This is a genomic window from Streptomyces minutiscleroticus (genome assembly GCF_014650875.1).
Lineage (GTDB): Bacteria > Actinomycetota > Actinomycetes > Streptomycetales > Streptomycetaceae > Streptomyces > Streptomyces minutiscleroticus.
This window is the reverse complement of the sequence record NZ_BMVU01000044.1, coordinates 1-25852: the sequence shown is the minus strand read 5'-3', so window position 1 is coordinate 25852 and position 25852 is coordinate 1. Positions and strand designations below refer to the sequence as shown.

The window sequence follows — 25852 nt, the reverse complement described above, 5'->3', positions numbered from 1 at the left end:
CACCCGTCGTTCCACAGGTGGCCGCTCATGGGCACCTGTCCCGTTCCACGCCACTGCAGGCAAGGTGAGCTGAGGTTCCCCCGTTGCCCGGGGGGAGGTCGATCAGCTGGGCAGGGCGGGTCGGCGGGGTTTCAGGTCCGTTCGTTCGGGCGCTGCCTGCTCGGCGTGGTGCTTCCCTTCGAGCTCGACGGGGCCGGGGTGGCCCGGGCGTTTCCGAATGCGCCGGCTGCCGTAGAACCCGTCGATGCATGCGAAGGGCGCGAGATTCGCCTCGGCCCGGGTGGCGAAGGTGCGGCTGCGCAGGCCTTCGGTCATGATCAGCGTCCAGAGGTTCTCCGCGAGGGCGTACTCGAGGGTGGTCGGCACAAGATCGGCATCTTTCCGGCCGACTCGGTGTCTCGACGGCGCCGTTCGCACGGCTCCTTCCACGCGGGCACCGCCACTGACCCTTCAGTTGGAGATCGACTGCGCCGCTGCAGTTCGGGGTGGTGGCCGGGCGGTGCCGTGGTCGTTGTGTCGGCGGTGGCGGGCGCGGGCCACTGCCCGGTGGCAGCGGCGCCAGTACGACCAGGCCAGGCCGTGCCGGATCCGCTCGGCTCGGGGCGGCTGGGGCTGCACCGGCACCACCAGGCGGCGGATCTCATAGGCGCTGAACCGGATCGGGGTGGGACGGTCCTCCAGGTCGTTCTGCAGGCCCCCTCTCTCCGCCGTGGCCGGCGGTGGATCTGGTGTGCGGCGGGCGTCGGCGTCCTGGACGGCGAGGAAGGCGGCGGCCGGCATGGAGAGAACCTTTTCAACGTGTCCAGAGCCCACTGCGCCGCCGCTGATCAACGGCCCGGCGGCCTCAGGCCCGTCGCCAGGTTGAAAAGGTTCAGTGAATGGTTGACATCGAGACAACGGCTCCGTCGTGGCGGCCCGCCGGCATCCGGCCGCCGGCCGAGATCGCCGAGGAGTACCGGCGGCGCGGCCTCTGGAGCACCACCACGCATCTGCTGGCCGACCTGGACCGCCATCGTCGGGAACGGCCGCCGAGCTCATGGATGCCTCCAGGTCGAAGTCGACAGCCATCCGGCTGTACAAGACCTGGTGTCTCCCGGGGCCGCAGGCGACCTGAGCCGCATATTGCGCCAAGACGGTCGCGTTGGTTACAAGGCCGGGAATACGCCGGAGCACGGCCGGCGCTGCGTTGGTCATGAGCAACCCGCCTGCACCAGGATCGCTGATCGATGGACAGCGCAGCCAGCGTCGCGCGGCGGAGCCACGAAGCCGGCTCATGACCGCTGCCGCGGACACGCCGGTCCGTCGGCCGGCCCCGGCCACGCCGCGGGTGTCCGACCCGCTGGCCGAAACCGTACGTCTCTTCGGTGCGCACGGTTCGGTCGGGACCCGGACCGACGCCGGCGGCGACTGGGGTCTGTGGCTCGACACCTGCCCCGGCGCGGCGATGCACCTCATCACCTCCGGGACCGTTTGGCTGGAGGTCCCGCAAGAGCCGCGCCGGCCGCTCCGGACGGGCGACGCGGTGCTGTTGCCGCCGGGCACGGCCCACGGGCTGTCCAGCGGCGAAGGCGTACGGATGGGGTCCTGCGATCGCGCCGCCGCCTCCCTGGCCCGTGACCGGGGCGGCGTGGTGCGACTCGGATCCGGACCGGTGTCGGCCCGGTTCATCACGGTGCACTATGACCTTGACCCCGCGGTGAGCCAGACGCCGGTGTCGATGCCGGGAGCCGTCCTGCACGTCGAGGCGGCCCGCAGCCGCAAACTGGACGCGACGATCGGTCTGCTGTGCGACGAGCTCTCACACCCCGAGGTCGGCATCACTGCCGCGGTCAACAGCCTCGTCGATCTGCTGCTCGTGCAGTTCGTCCGGGTGGTCGGCGCCGGCGGCTCCGGTCCCGCCGCTTCGCCCTGGCTGACCACGGTGACCGACCCGGTGGTACGCGATGCCCTCGCCCTCATGCACCGGCGTCCCGCGTATCCGTGGACCACGGCCGATCTCGCCGCGGCGGTCCGGGTGTCGCGAGCCACCCTGAGCCGCCGTTTCCCCGCCGCGCTCGGTATGTCACCAGGGGCCTACCTGACTTCGTGGCGGATGGACGTGGCCGCCGTCCGCCTTCGCGACACCGATGACCCGATCGATGTCGTAGCCGAAACCGTCGGTTACGGTTCGTCGCACGCCTTCCGCCGTGCGTTCCAGCGGGCTCGCGGGCAATCGCCGCTGCGCTACCGCACCGTGTCCCGGATGGCGTCGGAGTAGCCACCCGGGACTGCGCTCAACGCGAGCCGCGCCGGACTCAGTCGCTGGTCGCCAGAACGAAACCGCGCGGCTCGCCGGTCAGCGAAGCCTTGGCCGCCGCACCATAATCGTCCGCCACGATCTCGATCCGGCGGGCCTCGATACCGTCGAGCGCGGAGCTGACGATGTCGACCGGGTCGTTCATCACGGCAGCCGGGTTGAACGCCTTCATGGTCTCGGTTCTCGTCGGCCCGAAGACCAGCCCGGACACGAGGGTCCGCTGCTTCGCCAGCTCGAGCCGGATTCCGTTGGTCAGGCTCCACTGTGCGGCCTTGGCCACCGCGTAGGAGTTGTTGCCGTCGAAGCTCATCCAGGACAGATTCGACAGCACGTTGAGAATGGCGCCGCCGCCGTTGGCGCCGAGCACCGGCGCGAACGCGCGGACCATGTTGAGGGTGCCGAAAAGATGCGTCTCGACGACCATCCGGATCTGGTCCAGGTCGCCCTCGACCAGGTTCTGACCCAACGAGACGCCCGCATTGTTGATCAGCAGGGTCACGTCGCCGGCGGCCTCGGCGGCTGCTGCCACCGACGCCGGGTCGGTGACGTCCAGGCGCAGCGGCACGACGCCGGGCAGGTCGACGAGCTCGGCGCGTCGCGCGGCCGCGTACACCTTCTTCGCCCCTCGCCGCAGCAGGTGCTCAGCGAAGAGGCGACCGAGGTCACGACCGGCGCCGGTGACCAGTGCCGTGCATCCTTGCAATTGCATGATTCTCCTTGTTCGACGGGCGTCTTTCCGGTCGATCGTAGGAATTCGGTCGGGGCGAACGGGTGGTCGAATGCCTCAGGACCGTGACCGTCTGCCTCTGTTTTCAACGCCCGGCCCGCGGTGCGCCGGGCCTCTGGTCCTCGCCGTGACGTACGAGGCGGGGAACGTGTGGAAACCGTGTAAGCGACGGTCTCGGACCCGATGCGCGTGCAGCGTGACAACCGTTCGCCCCGCCTCCCGGGCCAACGCCAGTGCGTGCAAGGTGAGGGCGGCGCCGACGCCCTCGCGACGGACGCGAGCGCCCGTCGCGATGCAGTGAGCCGTTTCATCGTGACGGTGAAGGCCACAGGTGGTGCGGGCGGCTGGTGTCGACATGGGACGAGGCTCCCGGTAAGACAGCAATCAACCAGGATCAGATGCCCCAACCGGGAGCCTCGCTGTGCTGTCTTACCCTGCCGCGATTGCGTTGCCCGCCCGCAGCCTGAACCACCTCGCCGCGCTCATCCGAGCCCGCCGTGACCAGCGGTGATCCCGATGGCGGCGCCTCGACCCCGGTCGGCAGGACCTGCTCGCCCTGGCTCACCTGCGCAACGGCGACACGCTGTCGCGCCTGGCCGCCGGGTTCCAGATCGGCGTCACGACGGCCTGGCGCTACGTTCGCGAGGCGATCGACCTGCTCGCCGTCACCGCCGACGACCTGGCCTCGGCGATGACCCGGATCCGGCTGCTGGCCTACGCGATCCTCGACGGCACCCCGATCCCGATCGACAGGGTCGCCGATCAAAAGCCGTACTACTCGGATAAGCGCAAGCGTCACGGCGTCAACCTGCAGGTCATCGCGGACCCGGCCGGACGGTTGGTGTGGGCGTCAGCGGCCCTGCCCGGTTCGACTCACGATCTGACCGCCGCCCGTACCCATGGCATCATCGACGCGCTGACCAGCGTCGGCGTCATGACGTTCGCCGATAAGGGTTACCAAGGAGCTTGCGGCAGCGTGCGCAGCCCGTTCAAGCGGCGCCGCTTCCGGCCGCAGCTGTCACGCCGGCAGAAGGCGGTCAACCGCGCCCACGCGAAGATCCGCGCCCGCGGCGAACGCGCGATCGCCACCCTCAAGACCTGGAAAATCCTGGCCAAGCTGCGCTGCTGCCCGCGTCGCGCGACCGCGATCGTGCAGGCCATCCTCGTCCTGCACCACGTCGAGAACCCGGCCCACGCAGGATGAAAAAGGCTCAGAGTGCGATGTGCCGGTACCAGCCGTGGTAGGAGCGCATTTCGTAGTCGGCCAGTCCGGCCGTCCTGGCCGTGGGGGTCGTCGGGGAACATCTCCCCCTGCTGGGATGGGCAGGCATCGTCCTGGTCACCGGCTGCCTGACCGTGCTCACCGTACCGCCCCGCCGGAAGGCGACATATGACCTCACGACCGCGGTCTCGGCGGCCGACCCTGACCGGTTGGAACGGTTCCAGGGCATCACCGTGCCGACCGCCGTGCTGCTCGGCCTGAACGGCGCGGCGGGGTGCGCGACGAGCCGGTGTTCGCCGGCATCCAGCTCTGCCTGTCCGAGCGGGTCGCGACGGACCGCTGGGCCGTCATCGGTCCGTCGGAGGGGTTCGTGATCGGCGCCGTCGACATCTCCTCCGAACAGACGCTGGAACGCATCGAGCTGTGCGGGCACCCCCGTGCGTCGGACCCGGCCCAGGAGCCGTCCGGACCCGCCTTCGCCGAACTCGACCCGGTGACCGTGTCCGAGGTGCTCGCAGACCTCACGGAGCTGGTGACGCGGTAACGACGACACAACGCGATCCCGCACAGGACGTCGGGACGCGCCCCTGCTCCCACCATGGCCTGCTCCAGGACGGCGGCACAGCCAGGTCGGTACCCGGCGCCCGGGCCGGCCACCAGGGCGGTTCACGGACGCCCGCTCCGCCGAGAACGCACCCCGACCCAGCACACGATGAAATGGCCCCCGTCAGCGGCACGAGCACCGGTCGAACGGGGTGTCACAAGGTGGAAGTCCCAGTCGTCCGTCCGTCGGGCACACCGTCGGGCGCCGTCAACCGGTGGGAGCGTGGCTCGGACCACCGCCCCGCCCGGGTCCGGCTCGCCGGTGCCGCACCGTCCTTCGCGTACGGAGGCCGCCGACGTCGAACAGCCGCTTGTCCAGGGCGCTGTGGCCGACGTGGGCGGCAGCATCCGCCGACACGACGTACTGCTCACCGTCGAGGCGCCGACGGGCACCGGGACGTCCTCGCGTCCCGGTGCCCTCCGTACGCCGGTCACCCGGCCCCGGGCGTTCATCAGGACCGGTCCCCGGTGACCGGGCTGACGCATGGGACCGGGGGTCCGGCGTCCGCCCCTGCGGCGGTGGCCGCGCCGGCGGTCCGGCTGCTCAGCCCGTACCGGCGGCAGGCGCGGTGTCCGCGTCCGCGGTCCGAGCCCGGTACCGGTGTCCGCCGCCGAGGGGCCCGCCGTCACTCCCGCGACCAGCGGGACGGCCGGCGCCGCCGATGAGGAACCGACGCGTATCAGCCGGCCTGTCCCGGAACCTGCTTGCCGTCGTCGACGACCGCGCGCTGCGTGATCGCGCTGGTGAACGTGATGGTGCCGACCTCGAACGGGCTGTCCGCCACCTTCTTGACCACCACGTTGCGCTCGCCGAGGAACCGCAGGGTCTTCTTGTCGAAGATCCACTCGGTGCGCTCGCCGTCCGCGTCGTTCTGCCGCGCGATCGCCACTCCGTGACGGCCCATTGCGTCGACCGCGTCCTCCACCGCCACGACCCCGGGGATCCTGGCCGCGGCCTTGTAGAGGGCGGCGGCGAGATCGGCCGGCGGGTAGCTCTCGGTCAGCAGATCGCCGATGGCGACGAAGGCCGCCTGGTCGCGCGGCACTTCGTGGTCGCGGACGGCGCCCGAGTCCCGGTAGATGCGCTGCAACAGCTTGTCGGGGTCGGTGGGCAGCTCGACCAGGGCGTCGTAGGCCGAGCTGAGTGGGGTGTCGCTGGACAGGGCCATGCCCTCGTCGCTCGTCTCGCCCGCCTCGATCAGCCAGCCGTCATGGCCGTCGAGGGAGTTCCAGACCTGGCGGGAGTGCAGCTCCTGACTGACGACCTCGGTCTTGTCGTCGACGGTCCTGAGGTAGGTGCCGGCCACCTTCGAGGCGATGTAGATGTACTGGCCGGCACGCGGCGCGGGTCCGGACACGTCGGCGGCGGCCAGGGAGATGCGGTCGAGCAGCCGGGGGGCGCCCTCGGCGTCGGCGGCGCCGATCCGGGTGGTCAGGGCGGGACCGGTGGCCAGAGCGGTCTTGCCGCCCCCGTCGCCGCCGGACAGGACGACGCCGGCCACGACCGCGCCGGCCAGGACGAAGCCCGCGGCGGGCAGCAGGACCGCACGGCGCAGGAACGGGTTGCCGCGCCGCGGGGCGACGACGGGGCGGGCGGGGGCCCGGGTGGTGCGGAGGTCCTCGTGGATCTGGGCCATCAGCTGCTCCTTGTGGAACTGGTGGCGGCCCGCCGGCAGATCCCGCGCGACGGAGGGCAAAAGGTCCTGGGTCTCCGTCCACTCAGCCGGGTGCGGCTGAAAGGGGCTGGCATTCATCGGTTTCCTTCCTGTGCGGACCGGATCACGTATCCGCGATCACCTGTTGTCTGCCGGTTCGCGGCGGTGGGTTCCCGTTCTCTTCCGAGCAGTTCCGCGTCGGCGAGCTTGCGGAGTCTGCCGCGGGCGCGAGAAAGCCGGGAACGGACGGTGCCGATGGGGATGCCGAGGGCGCGAGCGGCCTCGGAGTACTCCACGCCCTCCCACAGACACAGCGTCAGGACCTCGCGTTCGGGACGTTTGAGCAGACTGAGCGCGGTGAGCGTGGCGGCGATCCGACGCCGGTCGTCAAGCCGTCCGGCGGTCTCCTCGGCGTGGTCCTCGACCTTCTCCTCGGCGGCGCCCGCGGCCGCCGCCGCCTCGGCCGCGTTCCGGTAGCGCCGGTTGCTGCGGTACTGGGAGCGGGCGACGTTGGTCGCGATGCCCAGCAACCACGGCCGCAGCGAGCCGCCCTCGGCCTCGACCGACGTACGGCGCCGCCACGCCTCCATGAACGTCGCCGACATGACGTCCTCGGCCGCGGACCAGTCGGCGGTCAGCCGGAAAGCGTGGTTGTACACCGCGCGGGCGTATGCGTCGAAGAGTCCGGCGAAGGCGTCCGGATCTCCGGCTCGCACCCGGGTTCGCATATCTGTGGTCACGTCTTGAACTGCCTGCAGGTGCGGTCGAGTTCCAGTGTCCTGCGTCACACCGCTCCCGGCAGCCGCCTCTGCCACCAGGGAAGCGGCCGCCCGCACACTACGTCAAGCCGGGACACCACCGGCCCCATGCCCCTGACAGCGAAGCGAACTCCGGGGCTGCGCGCCTCCGAGGCGGGAATGCGTTTCCCCCTCCGGCCGAAGCCGGGAATGCCCATGCAAGGTCGACGATGAACCACGACACCCATCTCATGCCTCCTCCTCCAGCCTGGCGCCCCTTGCCCGGCCCCCGGTCGGACAACCGCTCAAATCCCTGCGTCCCGCGGCCCCAGGCCCGCTGGGGGTGCACCAGCTGGCCCTTCAGCTGGAGATCGACTGCGCCGCTGCAGTTCGGTGATCTGCTGAAGCGGTCAACCACCGGGTATGCAGGCACCATCGCTGGACGTTCCACCGGTTGCCACCGACCGCGAACGGGCGGATGAGTGGTCGGACCGGCTGGAGGATGTGCTGCTTGGGGCCGGGAGCGTTTTCCCGCGGGCTGATCTGCGGCGCCGGGCCGGCGGGCGCGGAAGTGCTGGTCGTGGACAAGGCCGGCTTCGCCAAGAAAGGTCATGTCTCGGCCGGAGTGGACCGTCAGTTCACCGGCTCGCTCGGCGGGGGGTCTCCCTGCCAGGTGGGGGTGATGGCCGCCTGGGCCACCGGCGCCGGACAGGCACTCATCGACCGAGAGCTCCATCTGCCGCAGGAGTGGACGCGTGATCGGGCGCGCTGTCGTGCCGCGCACGTGCCCGACGCGGTGGGCTCTGCCGTCGAGCCGCGCCAGGCGGAGCGGCTGATCGACCGGATTCTGTCCGACCTGCCGCAGGGGCAGGTGTGGGTGGCGGCGGACGAGGTCTACGGTCGCGACGGCGCCTTCCGCACCTTTTTGGAGTCACGTGAGCTGTCGTATGCGGCGGATGGTGCAGGCCAACCAGACGGTGCTGCCGCGGCCGGGCCGGCGGCACGCCGCCCGGCTGGTCGAGCGCGTCGCCCAGGACGAGGACTGGGTGCAGCTGCCCGCGGGCCCCTCCCAGCTCGACAGCCGCCGCCGGCAGTGGTGGGTACGGCGCATCCCCGACCCGGACACACCCGCCGGCGACGAAGCGTGGGCCCGTTGGCTCATCACCCGACGCCGCCCGGAAGACCCGAGTGAGCGGGACTGCTACCTGGCCTGGGGGCCGCAGCAGACCCCGGTGGAGCAGTCGGTGCTGGTGCCCGGCGCCCGCCGGCGGGTGGAGGAGGCCATCCGGTTGGCCCAGCAGACGGCCTGACTGGCCGGCTACGAGGTGCGCTCCCACCACGGCTGGTACCGGCACATCACACGCTCCATGCCGGCCGCCGCCTTCCTCGCCGTCCAGAACGCCGACGCCCGCCTTCGACAAGGCCCGGTACCGGCGGCGCAGCGCGGTCGAGCGGTGCGTCAGCAAGTGGAAACGGTTCCGGGCCGTGGCCAGCCGCTACGACAAGCGCGACTACATCTTCAACGACACCCTCACCGTCACCGCGATCGTCATCCGGCTCCGCGACACCGTCCAAGAGCCATCAGAAACGACCTAGTGCATCAGCTCGGAGTGGGGGTGTTCTTGCGCCATCGGACAGACGTAGAGCTGCTGGTCGTAGCCGCTGCCGATCTGGACGGCGGTCGGTTGTCCTGGAGCAGGGTCGGTGCCGAGGGGTGCGACGCGGGCATTGCGGGGGACGCGACCGCGGTCGTGCACCTCAATGCCTTGGGCGCGGAAGAAGTCGATCACGGCCGGCCCTTCCGGCCCAGTGTGGCTGAAGGACGGACTGGTGTGTTCTTGGTCTTCGCGCACTTCGTTCGGGAGCCAGTTGCTGGCGTCGTCTTCGAACGTGGCCGCGAGTCCTTGCCCCGCCTGTCCGAGCGCACCGTCACGCCCTCGGAGCCGAGCGGCACCACTGAAAAAGTATTCATGAAGGTAGTCATGGACGTATACTCGTGAGCATGGCAGACACGACGGTAAAGATCGACACCGAGACGCGAGACCGGCTGGCCGGCATCGCTGCCGCCCGGGGCACGAGTGTCCGCGCCCTGTTGGCGGAGCTTGCCGTCCAAGAGGAGAACCAGCTCAAGCTGCGCGCGGCCACCGCGGCCTTCCGCGAGGTCATCGCCGAACCCGGGATCGCCGAGGCCTTCGACCGTGACTTCGGGGGCCTGCCCCAGAGCGCCGACAGCATGCACCGGGCGGCCTGACCTTGGACCTGCACATCGATGTCCGCTGGCTGCTGGACCGGCAGGAGGAACTGCTCGGCAAGGAACTGGCCGTACGGGACTACTCCGGGCTCGTCGCCGCCGTGGCCCGGCACCGCGTGAACACCCCGCACATCGAGGTCGGCAAGCCCGACGCGTACTGGCGGGCCGCCGCGCTGCTGGAACAGCTGGTGCTGCTGCGGCCGCTACCTGCACGCAACGAGTACTTCGCATACGGCGTCGCCGTGGCCTACATCCGGGCCTCCGGCGAAACCGTGGACACCTCCTACGAACCCTGGCGCGACCTGATCACCGACATCCGCGCGCTGCGCCTGACCGTGTACGACATCGCGGACCGGCTCCGGTCACTGCACCCCGCGTAACCGGACAATCTCTCGCCGAAGAAGAGAACTGGACAGCCCGTTGGTTCCCTGGCCACGCCACCGGACCAGGCCGCCGAGCCGTCCAGGCGCGGGACGGCCGCCACGCCCGCCGGGCGGTCGTGCCCGCAGCGGACGACCGCTACAGCGGCCAGGCGCCCAGGCCGGCGGCCCATTCTGTGAGGCCGGACCGCGCGGGAACCGGATGGCGCGCCGGTCGTGTCAGTGGCGCGTGAAAGGCCGCCCGCACGCCGTTCCGCCCCGCCTCCACCTGACAGGACCGAGGGATGTGCCCGTCGACCTTGTCCTGCCCTGCACGGATCGCCGAAATGCCTTTCGCCGCGTAGGCGACCGCCCCTCCCGCGACCCACGCCGCAGCTCCGGCCGGAAATCCCTCCGGCCGGGGCTGCATGCATGATCACCCTGTTGGGCGAGCCTGCGGTCGGGGAGCCGGGGGAGTTGGTGGGTGCACGGAATGCTCTCGTGCGCGTGGTGGTGGTGTGGGGCTGCGGCCGGTTTCCTGTGGGCCGGTCGCAGCGCTGCCCAGGGAGCGCCGGGGCGCGTCCTTCCACCTGCTGGCGCTCCGGCGCGACCCGTGAACTGTTCCGTGCCGTTCATCGCAGGAATCGTCCGGGGTGAGGGCAGTGAAGGCCGGCAGGTCGTGCTGGGCGGCGTCCGGGTGGGCCGCGGCCCTGGGGAACTTGGCCTCCAGGGCGTGCAGGGCGTGGCGCAGTTGGGCCTGTACCGTGTCGGCGTCGGGCTGTTCGAAGACGGTCCGCAGCAAGGTGGCCACCCAGGGCTGGGCCGACTTCGGGGCCTGGGAGAGCAGGTTTCTGGCGGTGGGGGTACCGCCCGCGCCCGTGCAGGGCGTGGGGGAGGGTGCGGCAGCGCTGTCAGGAGGCACCGGGCAGGGTGGCGCCGCTGGCGTTGACCAGGCCGGTGTGGGCGTCGGAGACGGTCAGGTGGACGCCGGACAGGCCGTGGGCGGCCCGTGGGCGCAGGAAGGCCGGCCGGTCGGCGCCGTCCTGGCTGGAGGCGACGTCCAGGCCGAGGATCTCGCGGTGGCCGTCGGCGTTGCCCCCGACCGCGACCAGGGCGTGGACGCCTGCGATGCGGCCGCCCTCGCGGACCTTCTGCGTGAGCGCGTCGACCCGGACGAAGGTGTAGGGGCCGCCGTCCAGGGGCCGGTTGCGAAAGGCCGTGACCTGCTCGTCCAGGTGTTTGGCCATCGCGCTGACCTGCGACTTCGACAACTGGGTGACACCGGGGGACTCGGCGGGCTTCTCGGCTCTGCGGGGGGAGATGCCCGGCAGGTAGGCGGTGGCGACCACGCTGATCGGGGCCTGTTCGGTCCGGCGGCGGCACTCCAGGGGCCAGGTGGGGAAGTAGCTGCCGGAGCGCAGTGTGGGAGTGGCGGGCTCGATCGTGCCGGTCCGGGTGTCCCACTCGTGCGGGCGGTAGCCGTTGCGCTGGTTGACGCGGTCGTCGCTGACCTGCCCGTCTGCGGCATTGCACAGGGTGTCGGCCTTGGCGGACCTGAGGGCGTCGGTGAACGTCTTGACCATCGTGCGCAGCAGATCGGGGCTCTCCCCCGCAAGCGGGGGCGCCCCCAGGCGGGATTCTCCTCGGTGAGGGCGTGCAGGGGCGGACTGTCGGGTGCGGTCATCGTTCTGATCTCCTTCGAGCTTCGACACCTCGAAGATCAGCCGGTGGCCGTTCATCCATGCGGGCATCCGCCCTGAAGCCGGAACAAACCCCCGGATCAGGTCGAACCCGCACACCACGTCAGTGGACGCAACCAGCTCCTGCTCTACCAGCGCTGGCTGACCGAACGGCTCGCCACCATCGAGGACCCCGAACACCACCGCCTCGTCCGGCACTTCGCTACCTGGCACCAGATGCGCCGACTACGGGCCACGGCGGAGAAGGGGCCGCTGGGACACTCTCAGACGCACCAGGCCAAGCAGGAGACCGCCCAGGCCGGCTCCTTCCTTGCCTGGCTCGCCGGCCGAGGCCGCACTATCGAGCACTGTCGGCAGGCCGACCCCGACGCCTGGCACACCGAGAACCTCGCCACCCGGCGCCCAGCTCAGACCTTCCTCCGCTGGTGCATGAAGACGGGCCGCATGCCCCGCCTCACCCTTCCGCCCCAGGCCATCACCCAGGACCAGGCGCCACTGCACCAGCACCGCCGACTCCCCATGCTCCGACGGGTCCTCAACGACAACTCCCTACCTCTGCGGAGCCGCATCGTTGCCGCACTCGTTCTTGCCTATGCCCAGCCCGTCAGCCGCATCGTTCGCCTCACTATGGACGACATCATCGACGACGGAGTCACTGTCACTGTCCGGCTGGATGATCCGCCCTCCCCGCTCCCCGGGCCCGTTGCGGACCTGATGCGGGCATACATCCTGTCCCGCCAGCATCTGCCCTACGCCAGCAGCAGAAGCTCCCACTGGCTCTTCCCCGGCCGCCAACCCGGACAGCCGATGAACCCGGTCAGCCTCCAAGCCCATCTGCGTGAGATCGGCGTCCCGCCACAGCGCGGCAGAGCCTCCGCGATCCGTCAGCTCGTCCTGCAGGCCCCGGCCCTCGTCGTCGCGAAGGCACTCGGCTATCACGACAAGGCCGCCACCCGGCTGGTCACCGAGGCTGGCGGAACCTGGAGCCGATACGCCCCTGGCGACCACAATTGATGACCGCCGGAGGACGGAGACTCAGGCAACCGACGCCCTGAAAGGATCGGTGGGGATGATCTCTGCCTTGTCGAAGAGCTGCTCCAACGCCTCGTGCCCGTGACACCTGCGGAACTCGATCTCGGCTGTCGTTACGGGCAGGGTCCACAGGATGCGGGCGTGGCCCCCGGGAACGGGGCAGTGTTCAAGGTCTGGTCCGTGGAGATAGGGCAGGCTGATCAGCAGGTGATCGCAGGTTGACCCCGGCACCCACGGTTCCCCGATCGGCATGCTGTGCTCCAGGTCGAGCTGATGTCCTCCGCAGTGGTAGTAGGCGATCATCGCCATGAGCTCGATGAACCGCTGGTCGCGGACGTGGGCGGTCATGACGAACTCAAGGCCGTGACCGTCCTTCTCCATCGCGGCCCAGCACCCGGCGGTCACATAGGCCCAGCTGTCGCTGCGGGGACCGGGCCCCACAACGAGAACTCGCAGATCGGGCGCCACCTCGCGCCGTTCCGGCCCGAGGTCGTAGTCGACGACCTCCACGGAGTGCCCTTCGAAGAACGCCCGGACATGTGACTCAACGGCCTCCGCGGCCAACACCCTCGCATCACTCACCACGCGATCACCCCACTGCGATCGACCGCCCCTGACGGCTCACTCAGCGTCATGGGGCTGCCGACCTCGGCTACGAATACGCGACACCTCAACTTGCGAGCCCACCAGTCCCGAAGCCGGTGTGCGGGGCCGGTCACGCCGTGGCGGTTGTGTTCGCCTGAGCCGTGCGCTCTGGCGTGCTCGCGTGCGCCGAGGGGTGGTGCCGGACGCGTTGCCGCAGGTGCCCGGTGGCGGCCGGTGGGGTGTGTGCCGCAGGCGCGCTCCTGCCGCGCCGATGGGGCGGCAGGAGCGGGGTAGACGGTGCGACGGCGTTTTCGGCCCGTACACCGATGCGCGGGCCAGGGGGCGCCGGCGGGCTGGAGGCGGCGGCTGCGGAAACAGGCGCAAGGGGTCGTCACCGCTGAAGGGAAGGGGCAGACATGGGACACACGCCACGTTGTGAGCTGGTGATCCGTGATGTCAGGACGCACGACGGTGCGGCGTTTTTGAGCGTGGTCGGTGAGTTGGGGCTGAAGGAGGTGCAGTTGCTGACCGAGGCGGTCGAGCAGCTGACGCGGGGGCAAGGCGAGGGGCGCCGGGTGGTGCTGGATCTGTCCGAGGTCTCCTACTGCGGCCGCGACAGCGCCTGCACTCTGCTGGGCGTGTGCTGGGGCATGGAGGTCGTGGGCATCCGCGTCGTTATCGCGGAGGTGAGTGCGATGGCGCGGCTGGCCTTCGAGAGCACGGGGGTGGCCGAACAGCTCCCGCTCGCAGCCGGTGGCGGATGAGAGGCCCCGCCCGGGGCGGAAGCCGGAAGCAGTCGGGCGCGGCGGTGCGGGCTCTGTCTGCCGAGGTCTTGCCGCCGGGCGGCTTTGACACGTGTATGGGTAGGCCACGTGCTCCTCCCCCGCCTAGGGTCGCAAGACTGCCCTTCACACGAGGGTGCCCAGGACATGCTCCACCGATCTGTTGCAGAGGAACTGTGTGATCGACCCCGACAACATGCACAGCCCCAGCCGACTTACCGCGATCCGGACCGTCGCCGATGCCGTCACCGTCGTCCGCCTTGAGGGCGAGATCGACCATCACACCGCGCCGCGGCTGCGCCAGGCACTCAGCGCCGACCGCGCTGACGGCCCGGCCCGGATGGTGATCGATCTGGACGGCGTCGCCTTCATGGACTCCAGCGGTCTCAACGCCCTCATCGATCTCCACCAGGCGGTGCAGGACGCCTCCGGCTGGGTCCGTCTGGCCGGCATACAGCAGCCCGTCCAGCGCCTGCTCGAACTCAGCGGTCTGCAAGCGTTCTTCGACTGCTATCCCACCCTGCGCCGGGCGCTGGCTGCCTGAGCCGCAGGGAACCGCGGCGAGCCACGGTCCTGGGGTTGTGGCCGGTCCTGATCGGCCGGTCGGCGAGTCCCTTGGTCAGGACCTCACGCTGGCGTGTCCAACCGTTCGAAGTGTCGGCATCGGACCGCGTTCACCGACCCAGTGATCATCCGTTCTCCCGCGCCCTGAAGGCGACAGCCGAAGGGGTGCGAGTGTCAGCGGGCCAGGGCTTGGTCGAGGGTGGGGTAGCAGTCGATGAAGGCGTCCAGGCCGGAGAGGCGAAGGACGCGCTGCACGCATGGTCGGGGGTGGGCAAGGCGAATCCAGCCGGGGGTGCCGCGGGTGGCGCGCTGGCCGATGATGAGGGCGTTGAGACCGGTGGAGTCCATGAAGGTGACCTCGCTCAGATCGACGACGGTGCGGGCCGGCGCGGTAGTGGGGGTGTCGGTGAGGGCCTGGCGCAGCGGAGCGACGGTGCAGTGGTCGATCTCGCCGTGCGGGCGCAGGACGGTGACGCCGTCGGATGTGGTGGTGCGGGCCAAGGACAGAGGCGCGGGGGTGGTGCGGCGGACCGTGTCCGCCGCGCGGTCCTCGGCAACTGCCGGTGGGATGTTCTCCTGGCGCGTCATGTGGGGCGCCTTCCCGGACCAGTTAGGCGCGACGCGCCGGTATGCGCAATGCGCGGACAGGACCGTCTCATTGCGGCATGCAGGCCACAAGGGGGCCATGAGCAGGGTGGGCAGGGACGAGAGGCGCGTTTTGGACGGCGCCTTGTTCACGCCGGGAAGACGCTGTACCCGCATGGTCCTTTTCCGGACGTACGGCGTCCGGTTGACGGCAGCCTTGCTGCCGGTCCTTTTGGCGGCCGGGCCAGGTCAGCGTTGTGGCCATGACGTCGGCGAGTAGGCAAGAGGGCGCGACAGCAGGGTAGGCAGGAGCAGGCACCCGTCCGTTCCTGCCGTGAGGGAAGGCGCAGGGCGAGGACCTGAAGCCTGTGCTGGTTCAGGCCCTCGCCGAAAGCCCGTGCTGGTCCAGGCCCTCGCCGACCGCGTACTCCCGGGGAGCCGGGATGCGCGGCTTGTACGCGGTGTCCGATCCAAGCACCCTCACTCGTTCCAGGTCACGCACCAGCGGGCGTACGGGTCGGGCGCGCGCCTTCTAACGCGCCTCTGCCTTGCAATTTCATGCTTAAAAGCCATGGATGTCGTCCACACGGGGCCTGGTGCTGGTGCCGGCCCAAGGGTTGGCTGCATCAGTCTCCGGGGAAGTCATTCCGAGACGGCTCGGGGAGTCGTTTCGTGGCCCCCTCCATGGTCAAAGTCGGTGAGTTTTGATGTCGCTCGAGGGCGGCAGGGCTTGCCGGTGCCGTCTCGGGCTTTTGCAGTTCACGAACGAGCGTGCATGGTGTCTCAGGTCGTTGCCTTGCTCTGGTCCGCTCCCAGGACCTGGTTGATGTGGTGGTCGAGCATGCGTCCGGCGGCATCCGGGGAGCGGTATCCGAGGGCGACGTCCACGCCGAGGCTTGTGGCGAGCGACCAGCAGATGTCGGCGTCGGTGCGCTCTTCGCCGTGAGACCGGTTGCCGCGTTCCTGCCGGGCTGCGGCGATGAGCTTGGCGGTGAAGGTGAGCAGTTTCTCGTCGCCCGGGGCCAGGACGTTGGCCGTGGTCGGGTCGGAGACGGCTCGCCCGGCAGCGGCCAGGGAGAACCGCATGAGCCGCATGCTCTCCTCATCGGGACGGACCAAGGCGTGAAGGCATGCGCGGAGCACGGCTTCCGGGCTCGTGCCGGCTGTCCCGACCGTGTTCTCGATGGTGGTGTGCACGGCTCGCACGGCCCGGTCGAGCGCGTCGCGGATCAGGGCCTGCATCGAGGAGTAGTAGTGCTGCACGTGGCCCATGGAGACGCCCGCTTCGTCGGCCACCTTGCGCAGCGTCACCTGTTCGATGCCACCCCGGACCGCCAGCGCCCAGACGGCCTCGACCAGGCGCGTCCTGCGCTCTTCGTGATCCACGATCTTCGGCACGTCGCCTCCTCGACCGTTCACCATGCGGCTGCATTGCGAACGGTGCTTCGATCCTTTTACAGTGCAAGTGCACTGTAACCGTGTCGGCGAGGGCCGCGGAGGTGCGCAGAGCTGCCTGCCACGGTGTTTTTACACGGCAACAACGTCCCGGGATCGAAAGGGCATCGCATGAAGTACGGCATCCTCGAGGGCCTCGGGGTGGTCCTTCTCGCCCTCGGAGGGCAAGGAGCCATCCGCCAGTTCGTCGACCACGGCAACGCCGGCCTGCTCGGCCGGCTGCCGGGCGGATCCACGGCCGGCATCACCGTCTACGTCCTCGCCGTCGTGATCGGCGCGCTTGTCGCGGGCCGGGCCCACGCTGCAGCGAAAACGGCCGGACGCGGCAGATGAGATCCGGCCGGGCAGGCTGCGCGGACCTCATCCTGAGGTTGCTCCCTGCGGCAGCGGCACACCTCACCCTCCTCGCAAGCCCTTGAGCGACATCAAAACGAACCGGCATCGCGACCTCGGCCGGACGGTGTCTCCCGCAGCCACCTCGCAACGACATCCCTGCTGAGATACAAAGCCATAGGGTCGTCGGCCGGGGAAGACTCCGCATCGGCGCACGGCCGCGCCGGGCGGTGCGTACCCTGCCCGCGCACCGTTCACCGCGTACCGACGCGGAGCCCGCAACCGCTGTGATTGCCATTTTCGCCATGAGCAGCCGGTGCAGACCGTGCCTCGCACCACGCCCTGCCTCTGCGCTCAGGACCTGCTCGATGCCGTTGCGTTTCCCGGGTGCTCAGGCTCGGCGTGGGGCCGTGGGCGATGCGCGGGCCGGGTCGGGGCCAGCGGTACAGTCGCGAGACCACCGAGGTGTCGCCTTTCAGGTCGACGGCGACCCGGTAGTGCGTGCTGCCGTCGGTCCAGTCCTGTCGGGAGGTCACTGCCGCGTAGCGCCACGTGCCGTGGGCCCGCACCGCCAGGGCCGGGCGGTCGCCCGGCGGCCAGGTCCTCACGCGCGGTTCGGGGCCGTCCTCGGGGCGCCGGACCGCGACTCCTGCGGCTCGCGCAGTTCGCTGTCCATGGCGCCGACTGCAGGCGGGCCGTGGACACGCCCGGCCCGCACCCCGCGTCGTCACGAGCGGCCGCACCGGCCGACCGCATAGTGCCGGGGACGTCCCGGGCGCGAAACCGTCCGGACCCGGGCGGCAGCCGTCCCTTTGGGTAGTCAGCGGCTGCGCGCGCCCTGCAAGGAGGATCTGCCTGCCCCGCCTTCGTCCGAGTGCAGGCGCGCTCCCCGGCCACCACATGGCTCCCTCCTGTGGGCGACGCGCCCCGCGCCGGTCCTGCCGGCCTCGCCGCCGGGCACGGGGCTGAGCCTGCGCCGGTGCCGTCAGGGGGAACGGTATGTGCCGTCCGAAGATGACAGTGCGGCAGGCCGGGGCGGTGGGGCTAAGCCGAATGCTGGGCGAGTTGGCCGGTGGCGTGGGCGAGGGTGTGCAGGCGGCGGCGCTGTTCGGCCGGCCACCGGCTGGGCCGGTCGTGGTGGACGGAGACCATACCGACCAGCTGGCTGTTCGGGTTGATGATGGGCAGGGAGGACACCGCGCCGACGGGGACGGTGCCCAGGACGTCGGCGGCCGGGGTGCCGCTGTAGGAGGGGTGGCCGGCGACCTCTTCGACGAAGACGGGGGAGTGCTTCAGGGCGGCGCTGCCGCAGGAGCACTCGCCGCCGTTGACGGTTTCGAAGAAGGAGACCACATCTGAGGGGAAGCCGTGCTGGGTCACGACGCGCAGGGTTTGGGCTTGTGCGTCCCAGATCTGGGCGGTGCCGAGTGACGTCTCGGTCAGGCGCAGGGCCATGACCATCGCCTGGTGCAGCAGACGCTGGTCGGGGTGGTGCTCCCGGCGCATCCGGGCGGTGCAGGCGCGGGCCAGTTCCACCGCGGCCGTCTCCCCGCTGCGGGCCAGGGCGCGCAGCACCGCGCTGTGGGCGACCTTCAGGTCCAGTTGCCCGCCGCTGGCGGCGGCCTGGTGGTGCAGGGCCAGCAGCACGTCCACCCCGGCCAGGTCGCAGAACGTCACCCGGCTCACATCCAGCACCAGCCGTCGCGAGCACATCGTGGGCAGCGGCAGCCGGCGGAACAGCGCCAGGGCCGCGGCGACATCGAGCTCACCGGCCAGATGCAGGGTGGTCTGCTCCTCGCCGCGCGTGAGGGCGAACCGCAAATCAGGTACCAGCTCGGACCATTGCATGCTTTACCCATCTGAAATAGGCGCCTGTGTCTGCCCGGCAGCGTAGGGCCGAGGTAGGCCAGGCGGCGAGGTTTTGCCCATATCGCACTGATCGCCGGTACGGACGTACCCCGGCTCATCAAGCGGCCGTCCACGCACCGCCGTGGTGAAGGCGACCGCGCTCAGGAGCCGGCACAAGCCGAGCGAGCAAGGGCGCGGCAGGAACCGCCGCACAGCCTTACCGCCTGGTTGCTGAGCTGCCTCCTGAAAGGGTCTCCCTCTGCCCGGCCGGCGACAGGCAGTCGTCCCGACCCCCGTAGTGACGAGGAACCCGGCCTGCCTCACGCAGGCCGGGCAGCCCCGGTCCAAGGTCCGTCCCTGCCCATGAGCCGCCACCGGAAGGGATAGCCCGGGGCGCCGTCTGGCACTGCCCACACCTTGGCGCCGCGCCGCCTTGAGCACCACTGTGCAGCCGAGCGGCATCGGCTACGCCATGCGAAGCGCCCACGGATAGACGAACAGCTTTCACTGCTGGTGCTGTGCGATGACGGTGCGGTGGTCGTCGCCGACCACAACAAGAACGGCAACGGCTCGCAGGGGCTGATAACGGTGAGGTCGGACGACGAGAAGCGGTCCGGCTTCTGTCAGGTGCGGGAAGCATCCGGCCGGTCGTGCCCAGATCCGGTCTCCCGCGTGCGGGACGGGAACGTCCTTCGTAGCGTGGGTAAAGGCGGTGGGCTCTGCGGCCTGGGGAGGTGTGCAGGACCCACCGTCCCGGCCTGTCCGTCACGCCCTGCTCGATGGGTGCGGCACGCTGCCGGCCGTTGCCGTAGCGCCAGGATCGTCAGGTCAGGCGGGCCCCAAGAGGGCGTTTCGGAGTCCTGGCGGGCGCGCAGTGCCCTGAGGGCTGGACGAGGCCGAAGTTCCGTGGGACTCCTTCGTGCAAGGGCAGCACGGCCGTGGTGGTCGTGCACGCCGACGGTGGCGAGGAAGTGGGGCGGGGCGGGGCCGGTCTGCCGAAGCCGGCTTCGGCCCCGGCGGTTCTGTGCCGGAGTGGTCGCTGCCGACGCGCCATCTGTCGGGGACCGCCCGAATCGCGCGCGGCGTGTGTCTTTGTGGCCTGCCGTGACCGTGGGGGCGCGTTCAGTCTTCGTTGACCTGGAGGTTGTCCATCTCGTGCCAGCCGTGGGTGGCGAGCCGCTCGGGCAGGCCGAGTTCGGGGCGTGCCCGCAGGGTCAGGCGCAAGGAGGGGGGCAGGGCGCGGGCGACGTCGATCAGGGCTTTGAGTGCGTCCTGGGAGAGGTAGTGGACGCCGGTGAGGTCGACGGTGACGTCGGTGGTGTCCTGGTGCTGTCCGTGGCAGTGCAGCACGGCCAGGGTGACGGGGCTTTTGTGAGCGGCTGTGACCTGGCCGAAGAGCCTGATGCCCGGTGCATGTCCCAGGGGCGTGATGAACATGAGGTCGTCGATGTAGTGGTCGGTCATGACCAGGATTCCCTAAAGCCATGCACTGCCGGGAAAGTGAGGGGCTCCCGAGATGTCACGAGAGGGGGCCGCGGCGGTTCCTCGGACGGTGCCGAAAAGGCGGGCTTCAAGGATCCCGCAGAAGACAGCCGCTGACGTAGGAGCGCCCCTTGGGCCCCGAGCGATCGTCGGACCACGGCGCCGTAGCAACGGACGGCCGATGGTTCACGGACTACCTGCAGCCTACGCCCGAACCCCTGATGCGGATAGCCGCCAGAGCACTGGTCCGCCCTCGCCACGACGATGTACATCCCTCACCACACGGTCCTGCACGACAAGTTCTCTCTTCCTGTGCCGCGCGCCGAGGTTGTATGGGCAGCGAACGGAAATCATCGCGCATGGCGCAAAGCCGGACAAACGTGCTAAGGCTCAATGCCCGGCCTCGGCCTGCAAAAGCAGCAGCGTGTCCTTGCCGTTGCGTTCGTATGCGGTTTTGCGGATCCCGGCTCGTCTGGCGCCGGCCGCGCTCACGCGCTTACGGCTGGGGACTGGCCGCGTGCCTGGTTGGCCGAGCTGGATGGCCTGGTTGTGCATAGCTGGTCCTGTCGTGCCTGCGACGTGCTGGTGCGATGGCAGGTCTGCGAGCGGTGGGGCGAAGGGAAGGCGGTGCTCTGGCTGGGGAATCGTTTCTCAGTGCAGTGCAGTGCAGTGCAGTGCAGTGCAGTGCCGTGCCGCGCGCGGTGCCGAGGGCATATCCGCGACGAACTGCTTGCCTTTTTCAGATGGTGAGGTAGAAGCGCACGGTCGTGCCCTCGGTGCCGGTGTGCACGCGTACCAGGTCGGATACGTAGTGGACCAGCATCAGGCCGCGGCCGCCGATCTGCCTGGGCTGTGGCGGTCTGCGCCCGGCGAGTGGGTCGCTCAGATGGCCGGCGTCGCGGACCTCGACGACGACCTGGCCGTCGTGGGCCCAGATCGCCAGCGTTCCCCTGCCGCCGCCGTGCAGGACGCTGTTGGTGGTCAGCTCCGCCACCGCCAGCTGTGCATCCTGCAGGCGCCCTCCGGTCAGCCCCAGCCGTACGGCCTGCTCGACGGCGAAGTGGCGGACCCGGGGCAGGTCTTCGGCTTCGTAGGAGAAGGTCGCGGCGTGCGGCGCGGGCGGCAATGCCTGGTTGTACCGGGCGACCACCTCCTGCCAGTCGTAGACGTCACTGACCTCCTCCTGTCCGGCGCGGATGAGGGTGGGATGGGTGATCCGCGCATCGGCCAGCACCTGCTCCTCCAACCGCGACTCGTCATAGGGGCACAGAATGATCGCCGCCCGGCCCTCGAAAGCGGCATTGATCAGCGCCTCGTGCTGCGCGCACGCCGGGTACTCCACCGGGGAGCGGCCCGCCCAGATCGGCTCACCGATGATCCGCACGCGCGCCTCGGCGTGCGCGTCGGCGAAGTGCCTGAGCACCCCGGGGATGATCCGTCCCGGATTGCGGCCGGCCCGCTCCATGTCCACCAGCAGCAGATCCTCGGCGCTTGCCGCCAGCGCCGTCTTGATCAGCTCCAGATTCGGGCCCGGAACCGCCACCGCCACCGGCTCGCCCGCGGCCAGGCCCTCCCGCACGAAGGCCACCGTCTGCTCGGTGTACTCCTGCTTGCTGCTGTAGAACAGCGCGGGATGCTCGAATGCCTCGTCGGCCACTGCCGCGCTCATCGTGGCCTCACCTCGATCCGGTTCTGGCCCGGCCAGAACATCTGCAGTACCCGCGACAGCTGTGGTGGCGGATGCTCCACCACCATCCGGCCCTCTGGCAGGTTCAGGGCGGTGACCGCCAGCGCTGTCACTGCGGCCACATCCACGAAGGCTACGTCCGACAGGTCCACATACGACACCCCTGTGTGCCGGCGGGCCAGCTGTGACAGGGCCTCTCGCCAGACAGAACCAGTGGCTGTGCTGATCTCGCCACCGGCTCGAATCCCGGGACGGTCGGGCAACACGTGCACCTCAAAAGCAGCGCGTGCCGGCACCGCCGGAACGGGCCGGTCCGCGGCGGGTGAGGCGTCCATGCGCGGACTTTCTCGATGCCCGTCAGCCGGATGGCTCGACGGCATCGAGCCCGGCGTCGGCTGCGGAAGGCTTTGCTCCTCTGCGGATTCTGGCATAGTGCGTCGACCAGCCATCAGATGCTCACACCCTTCCAGCGTGACGACTGCCGCGGACGGTGCTGGTCGTAAACGACCAGCTGCGCAGCTTCTGCGAAAGGTTCGGATTGCGTCCGTTGTGCCCCCAAGGCCGCTTGCAGGAAACCTCTCGCAAACCCGCGACTCTGCGAGGCGCTTCTGCCCATTCCGCAGTGGCATGTGACACCCCATCGAGCCCGATCTGCGACGAAACAATAGGATTTCCTGATGCGCAAGGCCCTCGATGAGGGCTCTGTGCTGCGCGCGCCGTGCGACGCCTGCTCCAACGGTTCATCCCCGTGGCAGGTCACGCCCGGCTCGGCGCGCGGCGCCCGGGCGCACGACCTCGTGCGCGCCGATGTCCTGCGATTTCACGGACGTCGGCACACAGCGGAATCCGGTTCGGTGGTCCGGTCTGCGCGTTACGGCTGCTTCCGGCCGGGAAGACATCTGCTGCGCCGGCGCCGCGGTGGCGTTTCCGGCCCTCTCCCGTACCTGGGCCCGCCCTCGCCCCGCGCTGATCTCTCCCGCTGGAAACCGTCGTGCTGCTGCGCCTGCATGTCCGTACAGGGGCTCGGGAAGCAAGGGTGCGGCCCGGGAGCTGGCGCAATCCCGGGCCGCACCTGGTCGCACGGCTGCCGTGCCCATCGGTGCGACCGCTTGTCCAACGGACGCTCCTGGGCCGGGTCACGCCGCGCCGGGTGCACCGGTTTGGCCGTGCGCCTGTGGTGGCACGCCCCGGGCGCGGGCACGGCCACGTGCGCGCGTGTGGACGGGCCGGTGCGGGAAGGAGTCGGGGCGGTCGCAGCAGCGGCCAGGGAAAACGGCGACAACCGCCCCGGCGCTGCCAGATCTGCGCGCGGCAGCACTGGCCAGTGTGCCCGGACGGCCGGAGGTCTCCAGGTGCCGGATGATCACACAACAGCCGGTACGTACCTGCTGGCCTGGCCGGTTGGGGGTGCGCTGGACTTTGTTTTCCCTCGTAAGCATGAGCAGGCGGATCCCGGCACGCTTGCCTCTGTGGGGCGACGGCAGCGTGCGCACGCGCCTGTCGGCACCGCCGCTTGCCGCCGGCCGGTCCTGCTCCTGTCTCGTCCCGGTGTGCGCGGGCACCCCCGGCATGGTCCGCTTCCGGGCGCCCGGTTGCGCGGTCTGGTCTTGGGAGGCCGGCTGGTACGCCCGTGCGGATGCCGTGGCCCCCGCCGGGACCCGGACGACCGCTGTGCCTGTACGCCCCTGTTCAGACAGCCTTGCCGGTTGTGGTGGGGGTGTCGGTGAGGGGGAGGCGGGCGGTGATGCACTTGCCGCCCGCCTCGGGCTGGATGTCGAGGCTGTCGGTGATGGCGGCGACGATTTCCAGACCGTGCTGGCCGACGCGTTCGGGATCGGCAGCGCGCGCGGAGGGCAGGACGGGCTGGCTGTCGCAGACGGTGATGTGCAGCCGATCGCCGGTGGCGTGCAGTTCCATGCGGGCGGGGCCGGGGGCATGCTTGTAGGCGTTGGTAACCAGTTCGCTGACCACCAGCTGGGCCAGGTCCCGGGCGCGCTCGGACACGGCCGGGCCGTGGTCGTCCTTGAGCTGGGTGAGGTAGTCGACGGTCCAGTGGCGGGCGAAGGCGATGCAGGAGTCGTCGCCGTCCAGGACGACGCAGGCCTTCGAGTGGGGAGGTCCGGGCACCATGGCGTCCTCGCCTTCGGGTGCGTGTGTCACGTGCTGTTCCACCCCCCGCTCTGTGGCGCCTGCGTACCCGAAATCCTCTCCCGCATACTCCATCGGCCCGGACATCGAGGTGGCGGCCTGGCCTCGATAGCATCGGATCGCACCCGTGCGGCGAAGCTTCGACCCAGACCCTGTCCGGCGCGCCGTGTTCCGGAGCACCGCGCGCTTGAGGAGAGCATGACCCACACCAGCGGATCGGCCCCACGCCCCAGACAGCTGTCCATCACCACGAAGACCGTCGACGCCGTCCGCATCGTCGCGGTAGCCGGCGAGATCGACCACGCCACCTGCCCGCAGCTGACCCAGGCGCTGCTGACCGAGGACGCCACCGCGGTCCCGCGGACGGTGCTGGACTTCTCCGGCGTGAGCTTTTTGGACTCCAGCGGCCTGAACGTCCTCATCAAGGCCCACCGCACCGCCGCAGCGGCCGGCGGCTGGCTGCGCCTGGCCGGCTGCCCGGACGCCGCGCTGCGCGCCATCGAGCTCGTCGGCCTGGACACTCTCATCCCCTGCCATCCCGATCTTCAGCACGCCCTTCACGCCTGATCCCGGGTCCCGGACAGCGCCCGGAAGCCAGGGCCGAGGGCCGGGGGGGCGGGAATGTGCGGCGGCAGGTGAGCGGGGCCCGAGTGGTGGCGCAGCCGGCGAAAAGGAAAGCAGGAGGGCCCATGACGGGACCGGTTCGTCTCGGGCCCTCCTTCCGCGGTGCGCTGGTGGCCATGGATGATCTTCAGTTGTGCAACGCCGTGCCCAACGGCCCTTCCCTGTGGCGGGTCATGCTGTGCCGGGTGCGCCCGCCCGGGCCGCACGCTCCCGCGTGGTGCGCACTGTTGTGCGGCACGCAAACCATGGTCAAAGGAGTGTTCACAGGGCACATGGATGGGCCACGCGCCTGGTGCCCGCCTAGGGTTGAAGAGCCGCGCGTCCATGACCAGCGCGGACGGACCATCCATTGACCAAGGCACAGGGGTATGCAATCGACTTTCGCAATACGACAGGCCCCAGTCGGCTCTGTGTGATCCGTACCGTCACCCAGGCCGGCACCATCGTGCGCTTACAGGGCGAGGTCGACCTGGGCAGCGCCGGGCGGCTGCGCCAGGCCCTCACCGCCGACACCGCTGATCCCGCCCCACGCATCGTGGTCGACCTGGGCGGGGTGACCTTCCTGGACTCCAGCGGCATCAACGCCCTGGTCGCTGCCTACCGCGTCCTGCGCGACACCTCCGGATGGCTCCGCCTGGCCGGCCCGCAACCTCCCGTCCAGCGCATCCTTGAACTCAGTGGTCTCGCCGGTCTCCTCGGCTGCTATCCCGACCTCCGGCACGCCCTGCACGCCTGATCCTGTTCCTGAACGGTCACTGGTGCCGGGCGACAGGTGGCGGAGGCGGGCGGGCGGCGGATGCCGGAGAACACAGAGCGCGCTTCGGCCGTCGGCGATGTCCGCGGCCGGGGCTGTGAGCCGTGTCCGGCCGTGTCTGTGCACGAGGAGGAGAGCGAGGGATCGTACCCGAGCGGAACAGCGGGTGCGAGCCCTCTCGGTTCGTGTATCCGTCATGGATGACCCCCAGGCACACGAAGCCCACCGTTCAACGCCTGCACCGCACATGAGGTCACGCAGCCCTCAGCACGGTGAACCCGGCCGCTGCCGGAACAAGACTTCAGAGGCAACCGCCCGTTTAGACCCAATGCTGTTGCTTTACGGGTTCGCGGGTTGTGGTCGCTGGATGGTGACGGCTTGAGCTCCGGTGTGGGTGGGTTGGGGCCAGTCGTGGTGTTCGGC

26 protein-coding genes and 2 pseudogenes are annotated in these 25852 nt (G+C 70.1%); 12 read left to right on the top strand and 16 right to left on the bottom strand.

Translation table 11 applies throughout. From position 1 onward, the window contains the following. Positions 1–102: 102 nt before the first annotated feature. A complete protein-coding gene (locus tag IE271_RS30795; protein WP_190193760.1) occupies positions 103–366 on the bottom strand; it encodes a hypothetical protein in 264 nt (87 codons plus the stop codon). A gap of 84 nt (positions 367–450) precedes the next feature. Further along, positions 451–780 carry a hypothetical protein gene (locus IE271_RS30790; protein WP_190193759.1) on the bottom strand — a complete coding sequence of 110 codons (330 nt, stop codon included), beginning with the start codon at positions 778–780 and terminating at the stop codon, positions 451–453. Between the two features lie 493 nt (positions 781–1273). Here IE271_RS30790 and IE271_RS30785 point away from each other — a divergent pair, with 493 nt between their 5' ends. After that, positions 1274–2257 carry an AraC family transcriptional regulator gene (locus IE271_RS30785; RefSeq protein WP_229919659.1) on the top strand — a complete coding sequence of 328 codons (984 nt, stop codon included), beginning with the start codon at positions 1274–1276 and terminating at the stop codon, positions 2255–2257. Positions 2258–2294: 37 nt separating this feature from the next. Here the strand turns inward: IE271_RS30785 and IE271_RS30780 are convergent, their stop codons facing one another. Next, complete coding sequence (locus tag IE271_RS30780) at positions 2295–3005, bottom strand: SDR family oxidoreductase (protein WP_190193758.1); 711 nt, start codon at positions 3003–3005, stop codon at positions 2295–2297. 439 nt (positions 3006–3444) lie between these two features. On the opposite strand from IE271_RS30780, the pseudogene IE271_RS30775 reads away from it, so the two are divergent. Both IE271_RS30775 and IE271_RS30770 read left to right on the top strand, forming a co-directional pair. Continuing rightward, a pseudogene (locus tag IE271_RS30775) lies at positions 3445–4227 on the top strand (transposase family protein). A gap of 292 nt (positions 4228–4519) precedes the next feature. Next, positions 4520–4789 (top strand): hypothetical protein, encoded by a 270-nt coding sequence (locus IE271_RS30770; RefSeq protein WP_190193757.1) that lies wholly within the window; start codon positions 4520–4522, stop codon positions 4787–4789. 739 nt (positions 4790–5528) lie between these two features. On the opposite strand, the gene IE271_RS30765 is transcribed toward IE271_RS30770, so the two are convergent. Together IE271_RS30765 and IE271_RS30760 are read right to left on the bottom strand one after the other, a co-directional pair. Further along, on the bottom strand, positions 5529–6602 hold the full coding sequence (locus IE271_RS30765) for a CU044_5270 family protein (RefSeq protein WP_190193756.1): 1074 nt from the start codon (positions 6600–6602) through the stop codon (positions 5529–5531). Continuing rightward, a complete protein-coding gene (locus tag IE271_RS30760; RefSeq protein ID WP_373308869.1) occupies positions 6599–7231 on the bottom strand; it encodes an RNA polymerase sigma factor in 633 nt (210 codons plus the stop codon). Before IE271_RS30760 ends, IE271_RS30765 begins: the two co-directional genes overlap by 4 nt. A 487-nt stretch (positions 7232–7718) precedes the next feature. Between IE271_RS30760 and IE271_RS44050 the strand changes: the two genes are divergently transcribed. Continuing rightward, entirely contained in the window at positions 7719–8432 is a 714-nt protein-coding gene (locus IE271_RS44050; protein ID WP_373308868.1) for a transposase, read from the top strand. Between the two features lie 400 nt (positions 8433–8832). On the opposite strand, the gene IE271_RS30745 is transcribed toward IE271_RS44050, so the two are convergent. After that, positions 8833–9030 (bottom strand): hypothetical protein, encoded by a 198-nt coding sequence (locus IE271_RS30745; protein WP_190193752.1) that lies wholly within the window; start codon positions 9028–9030, stop codon positions 8833–8835. A 212-nt stretch (positions 9031–9242) separates the two neighbouring features. Here IE271_RS30745 and IE271_RS30740 point away from each other — a divergent pair, with 212 nt between their 5' ends. Beyond that, on the top strand, positions 9243–9491 hold the full coding sequence (locus IE271_RS30740; RefSeq protein ID WP_190193751.1) for an antitoxin MazE7: 249 nt from the start codon (positions 9243–9245) through the stop codon (positions 9489–9491). 2 nt (positions 9492–9493) lie between these two features. Then, positions 9494–9871, top strand: coding sequence for a toxin Doc (locus IE271_RS30735; RefSeq protein ID WP_190193750.1), 378 nt, complete (start codon positions 9494–9496; stop codon positions 9869–9871). Positions 9872–10286: 415 nt separating this feature from the next. Here the strand turns inward: IE271_RS30735 and IE271_RS30730 are convergent. After that, positions 10287–11534, bottom strand: a pseudogene (locus tag IE271_RS30730) (IS256 family transposase). A gap of 643 nt (positions 11535–12177) precedes the next feature. Between IE271_RS30730 and IE271_RS30725 the strand changes: the two are divergent. After that, complete coding sequence (locus IE271_RS30725; protein ID WP_190193749.1) at positions 12178–12564, top strand: hypothetical protein; 387 nt, start codon at positions 12178–12180, stop codon at positions 12562–12564. Between the two features lie 21 nt (positions 12565–12585). On the opposite strand, the gene IE271_RS30720 is transcribed toward IE271_RS30725, so the two are convergent. Next, positions 12586–13092, bottom strand: a complete 507-nt coding sequence (locus IE271_RS30720; protein WP_229919657.1) for a suppressor of fused domain protein — start codon at positions 13090–13092, stop codon at positions 12586–12588. A 491-nt stretch (positions 13093–13583) separates the two neighbouring features. Between IE271_RS30720 and IE271_RS30715 the strand changes: the two genes are divergently transcribed. Together IE271_RS30715 and IE271_RS30710 are read left to right on the top strand one after the other, a co-directional pair. Continuing rightward, a complete protein-coding gene (locus IE271_RS30715; protein WP_190193747.1) occupies positions 13584–13931 on the top strand; it encodes an STAS domain-containing protein in 348 nt (115 codons plus the stop codon). Between the two features lie 196 nt (positions 13932–14127). Beyond that, positions 14128–14493, top strand: a complete 366-nt coding sequence (locus IE271_RS30710) for an STAS domain-containing protein (RefSeq protein ID WP_229919656.1) — start codon at positions 14128–14130, stop codon at positions 14491–14493. 194 nt (positions 14494–14687) lie between these two features. Here IE271_RS30710 and IE271_RS30705 read toward each other — a convergent pair whose 3' ends face one another. After that, positions 14688–15101 carry an STAS domain-containing protein gene (locus IE271_RS30705; RefSeq protein WP_190193746.1) on the bottom strand — a complete coding sequence of 138 codons (414 nt, stop codon included), beginning with the start codon at positions 15099–15101 and terminating at the stop codon, positions 14688–14690. Between the two features lie 780 nt (positions 15102–15881). Then, positions 15882–16496: a TetR/AcrR family transcriptional regulator gene (locus IE271_RS30700; protein WP_190193745.1), complete on the bottom strand. Its 615-nt coding sequence runs from the start codon at positions 16494–16496 to the stop codon at positions 15882–15884. Positions 16497–16664: 168 nt separating this feature from the next. Here IE271_RS30700 and IE271_RS30695 point away from each other — a divergent pair, with 168 nt between their 5' ends. After that, complete coding sequence (locus IE271_RS30695) at positions 16665–16886, top strand: hypothetical protein (protein WP_190193744.1); 222 nt, start codon at positions 16665–16667, stop codon at positions 16884–16886. A gap of 1044 nt (positions 16887–17930) precedes the next feature. On the opposite strand, the gene IE271_RS30690 is transcribed toward IE271_RS30695, so the two are convergent. The 6 genes from IE271_RS30690 to IE271_RS30665 form a co-directional block, all read right to left on the bottom strand. Next, positions 17931–18734, bottom strand: a complete 804-nt coding sequence (locus IE271_RS30690) for an STAS domain-containing protein (RefSeq protein ID WP_190193743.1) — start codon at positions 18732–18734, stop codon at positions 17931–17933. A 1122-nt stretch (positions 18735–19856) separates the two neighbouring features. Then, complete coding sequence (locus tag IE271_RS30685) at positions 19857–20198, bottom strand: hypothetical protein (protein WP_190193742.1); 342 nt, start codon at positions 20196–20198, stop codon at positions 19857–19859. Between the two features lie 408 nt (positions 20199–20606). Beyond that, a complete protein-coding gene (locus IE271_RS30680) occupies positions 20607–20771 on the bottom strand; it encodes a hypothetical protein (protein WP_190193741.1) in 165 nt (54 codons plus the stop codon). A gap of 184 nt (positions 20772–20955) precedes the next feature. Further along, on the bottom strand, positions 20956–21885 hold the full coding sequence (locus IE271_RS30675; protein ID WP_190193740.1) for an anti-sigma factor RsbA family regulatory protein: 930 nt from the start codon (positions 21883–21885) through the stop codon (positions 20956–20958). Continuing rightward, positions 21882–22238, bottom strand: a complete 357-nt coding sequence (locus IE271_RS30670; RefSeq protein ID WP_190193739.1) for an STAS domain-containing protein — start codon at positions 22236–22238, stop codon at positions 21882–21884. The genes IE271_RS30675 and IE271_RS30670 overlap by 4 nt, the downstream gene beginning before the upstream one ends. Before the next feature lie 1354 nt (positions 22239–23592). After that, entirely contained in the window at positions 23593–24063 is a 471-nt protein-coding gene (locus tag IE271_RS30665; RefSeq protein WP_229919655.1) for an ATP-binding protein, read from the bottom strand. Positions 24064–24249: 186 nt separating this feature from the next. Between IE271_RS30665 and IE271_RS30660 the strand changes: the two genes are divergently transcribed. Beyond that, the gene (locus IE271_RS30660) at positions 24250–24618 is read left to right on the top strand and encodes an STAS domain-containing protein (protein ID WP_190193738.1); all 369 of its coding nucleotides are present in this window, start codon (positions 24250–24252) and stop codon (positions 24616–24618) included. A 469-nt stretch (positions 24619–25087) separates the two neighbouring features. Continuing rightward, complete coding sequence (locus IE271_RS30655; protein ID WP_190193737.1) at positions 25088–25411, top strand: STAS domain-containing protein; 324 nt, start codon at positions 25088–25090, stop codon at positions 25409–25411. Positions 25412–25852 lie beyond the last annotated feature (441 nt).

What these genes read in the sequence shown, in the direction of transcription:
- IE271_RS30790 (WP_190193759.1), bottom strand. Translation starts at nt 780, where the DNA reads ATGCCGGCCGCCGCCTTCCTCGCCGTCCAGGACGCCGACGCCCGCCGC.
- IE271_RS30785 (WP_229919659.1), top strand. Translation starts at nt 1,274, where the DNA reads ATGACCGCTGCCGCGGACACGCCGGTCCGTCGGCCGGCCCCGGCCACG.
- IE271_RS30780 (WP_190193758.1), bottom strand. Translation starts at nt 3,005, where the DNA reads ATGCAATTGCAAGGATGCACGGCACTGGTCACCGGCGCCGGTCGTGAC.
- IE271_RS30765 (WP_190193756.1), bottom strand. Translation starts at nt 6,602, where the DNA reads ATGAATGCCAGCCCCTTTCAGCCGCACCCGGCTGAGTGGACGGAGACC.
- IE271_RS30760 (WP_373308869.1), bottom strand. Translation starts at nt 7,231, where the DNA reads ATGCGAACCCGGGTGCGAGCCGGAGATCCGGACGCCTTCGCCGGACTC.
- IE271_RS44050 (WP_373308868.1), top strand. Translation starts at nt 7,719, where the DNA reads ATGAGTGGTCGGACCGGCTGGAGGATGTGCTGCTTGGGGCCGGGAGCG.
- IE271_RS30740 (WP_190193751.1), top strand. Translation starts at nt 9,243, where the DNA reads ATGGCAGACACGACGGTAAAGATCGACACCGAGACGCGAGACCGGCTG.
- IE271_RS30725 (WP_190193749.1), top strand. Translation starts at nt 12,178, where the DNA reads ATGGACGACATCATCGACGACGGAGTCACTGTCACTGTCCGGCTGGAT.
- IE271_RS30715 (WP_190193747.1), top strand. Translation starts at nt 13,584, where the DNA reads ATGGGACACACGCCACGTTGTGAGCTGGTGATCCGTGATGTCAGGACG.
- IE271_RS30705 (WP_190193746.1), bottom strand. Translation starts at nt 15,101, where the DNA reads ATGACGCGCCAGGAGAACATCCCACCGGCAGTTGCCGAGGACCGCGCG.
- IE271_RS30695 (WP_190193744.1), top strand. Translation starts at nt 16,665, where the DNA reads ATGAAGTACGGCATCCTCGAGGGCCTCGGGGTGGTCCTTCTCGCCCTC.
- IE271_RS30690 (WP_190193743.1), bottom strand. Translation starts at nt 18,734, where the DNA reads ATGCAATGGTCCGAGCTGGTACCTGATTTGCGGTTCGCCCTCACGCGC.
- IE271_RS30685 (WP_190193742.1), bottom strand. Translation starts at nt 20,198, where the DNA reads ATGACCGACCACTACATCGACGACCTCATGTTCATCACGCCCCTGGGA.
- IE271_RS30680 (WP_190193741.1), bottom strand. Translation starts at nt 20,771, where the DNA reads ATGCACAACCAGGCCATCCAGCTCGGCCAACCAGGCACGCGGCCAGTC.
- IE271_RS30675 (WP_190193740.1), bottom strand. Translation starts at nt 21,885, where the DNA reads ATGAGCGCGGCAGTGGCCGACGAGGCATTCGAGCATCCCGCGCTGTTC.
- IE271_RS30670 (WP_190193739.1), bottom strand. Translation starts at nt 22,238, where the DNA reads ATGGACGCCTCACCCGCCGCGGACCGGCCCGTTCCGGCGGTGCCGGCA.
- IE271_RS30660 (WP_190193738.1), top strand. Translation starts at nt 24,250, where the DNA reads ATGACCCACACCAGCGGATCGGCCCCACGCCCCAGACAGCTGTCCATC.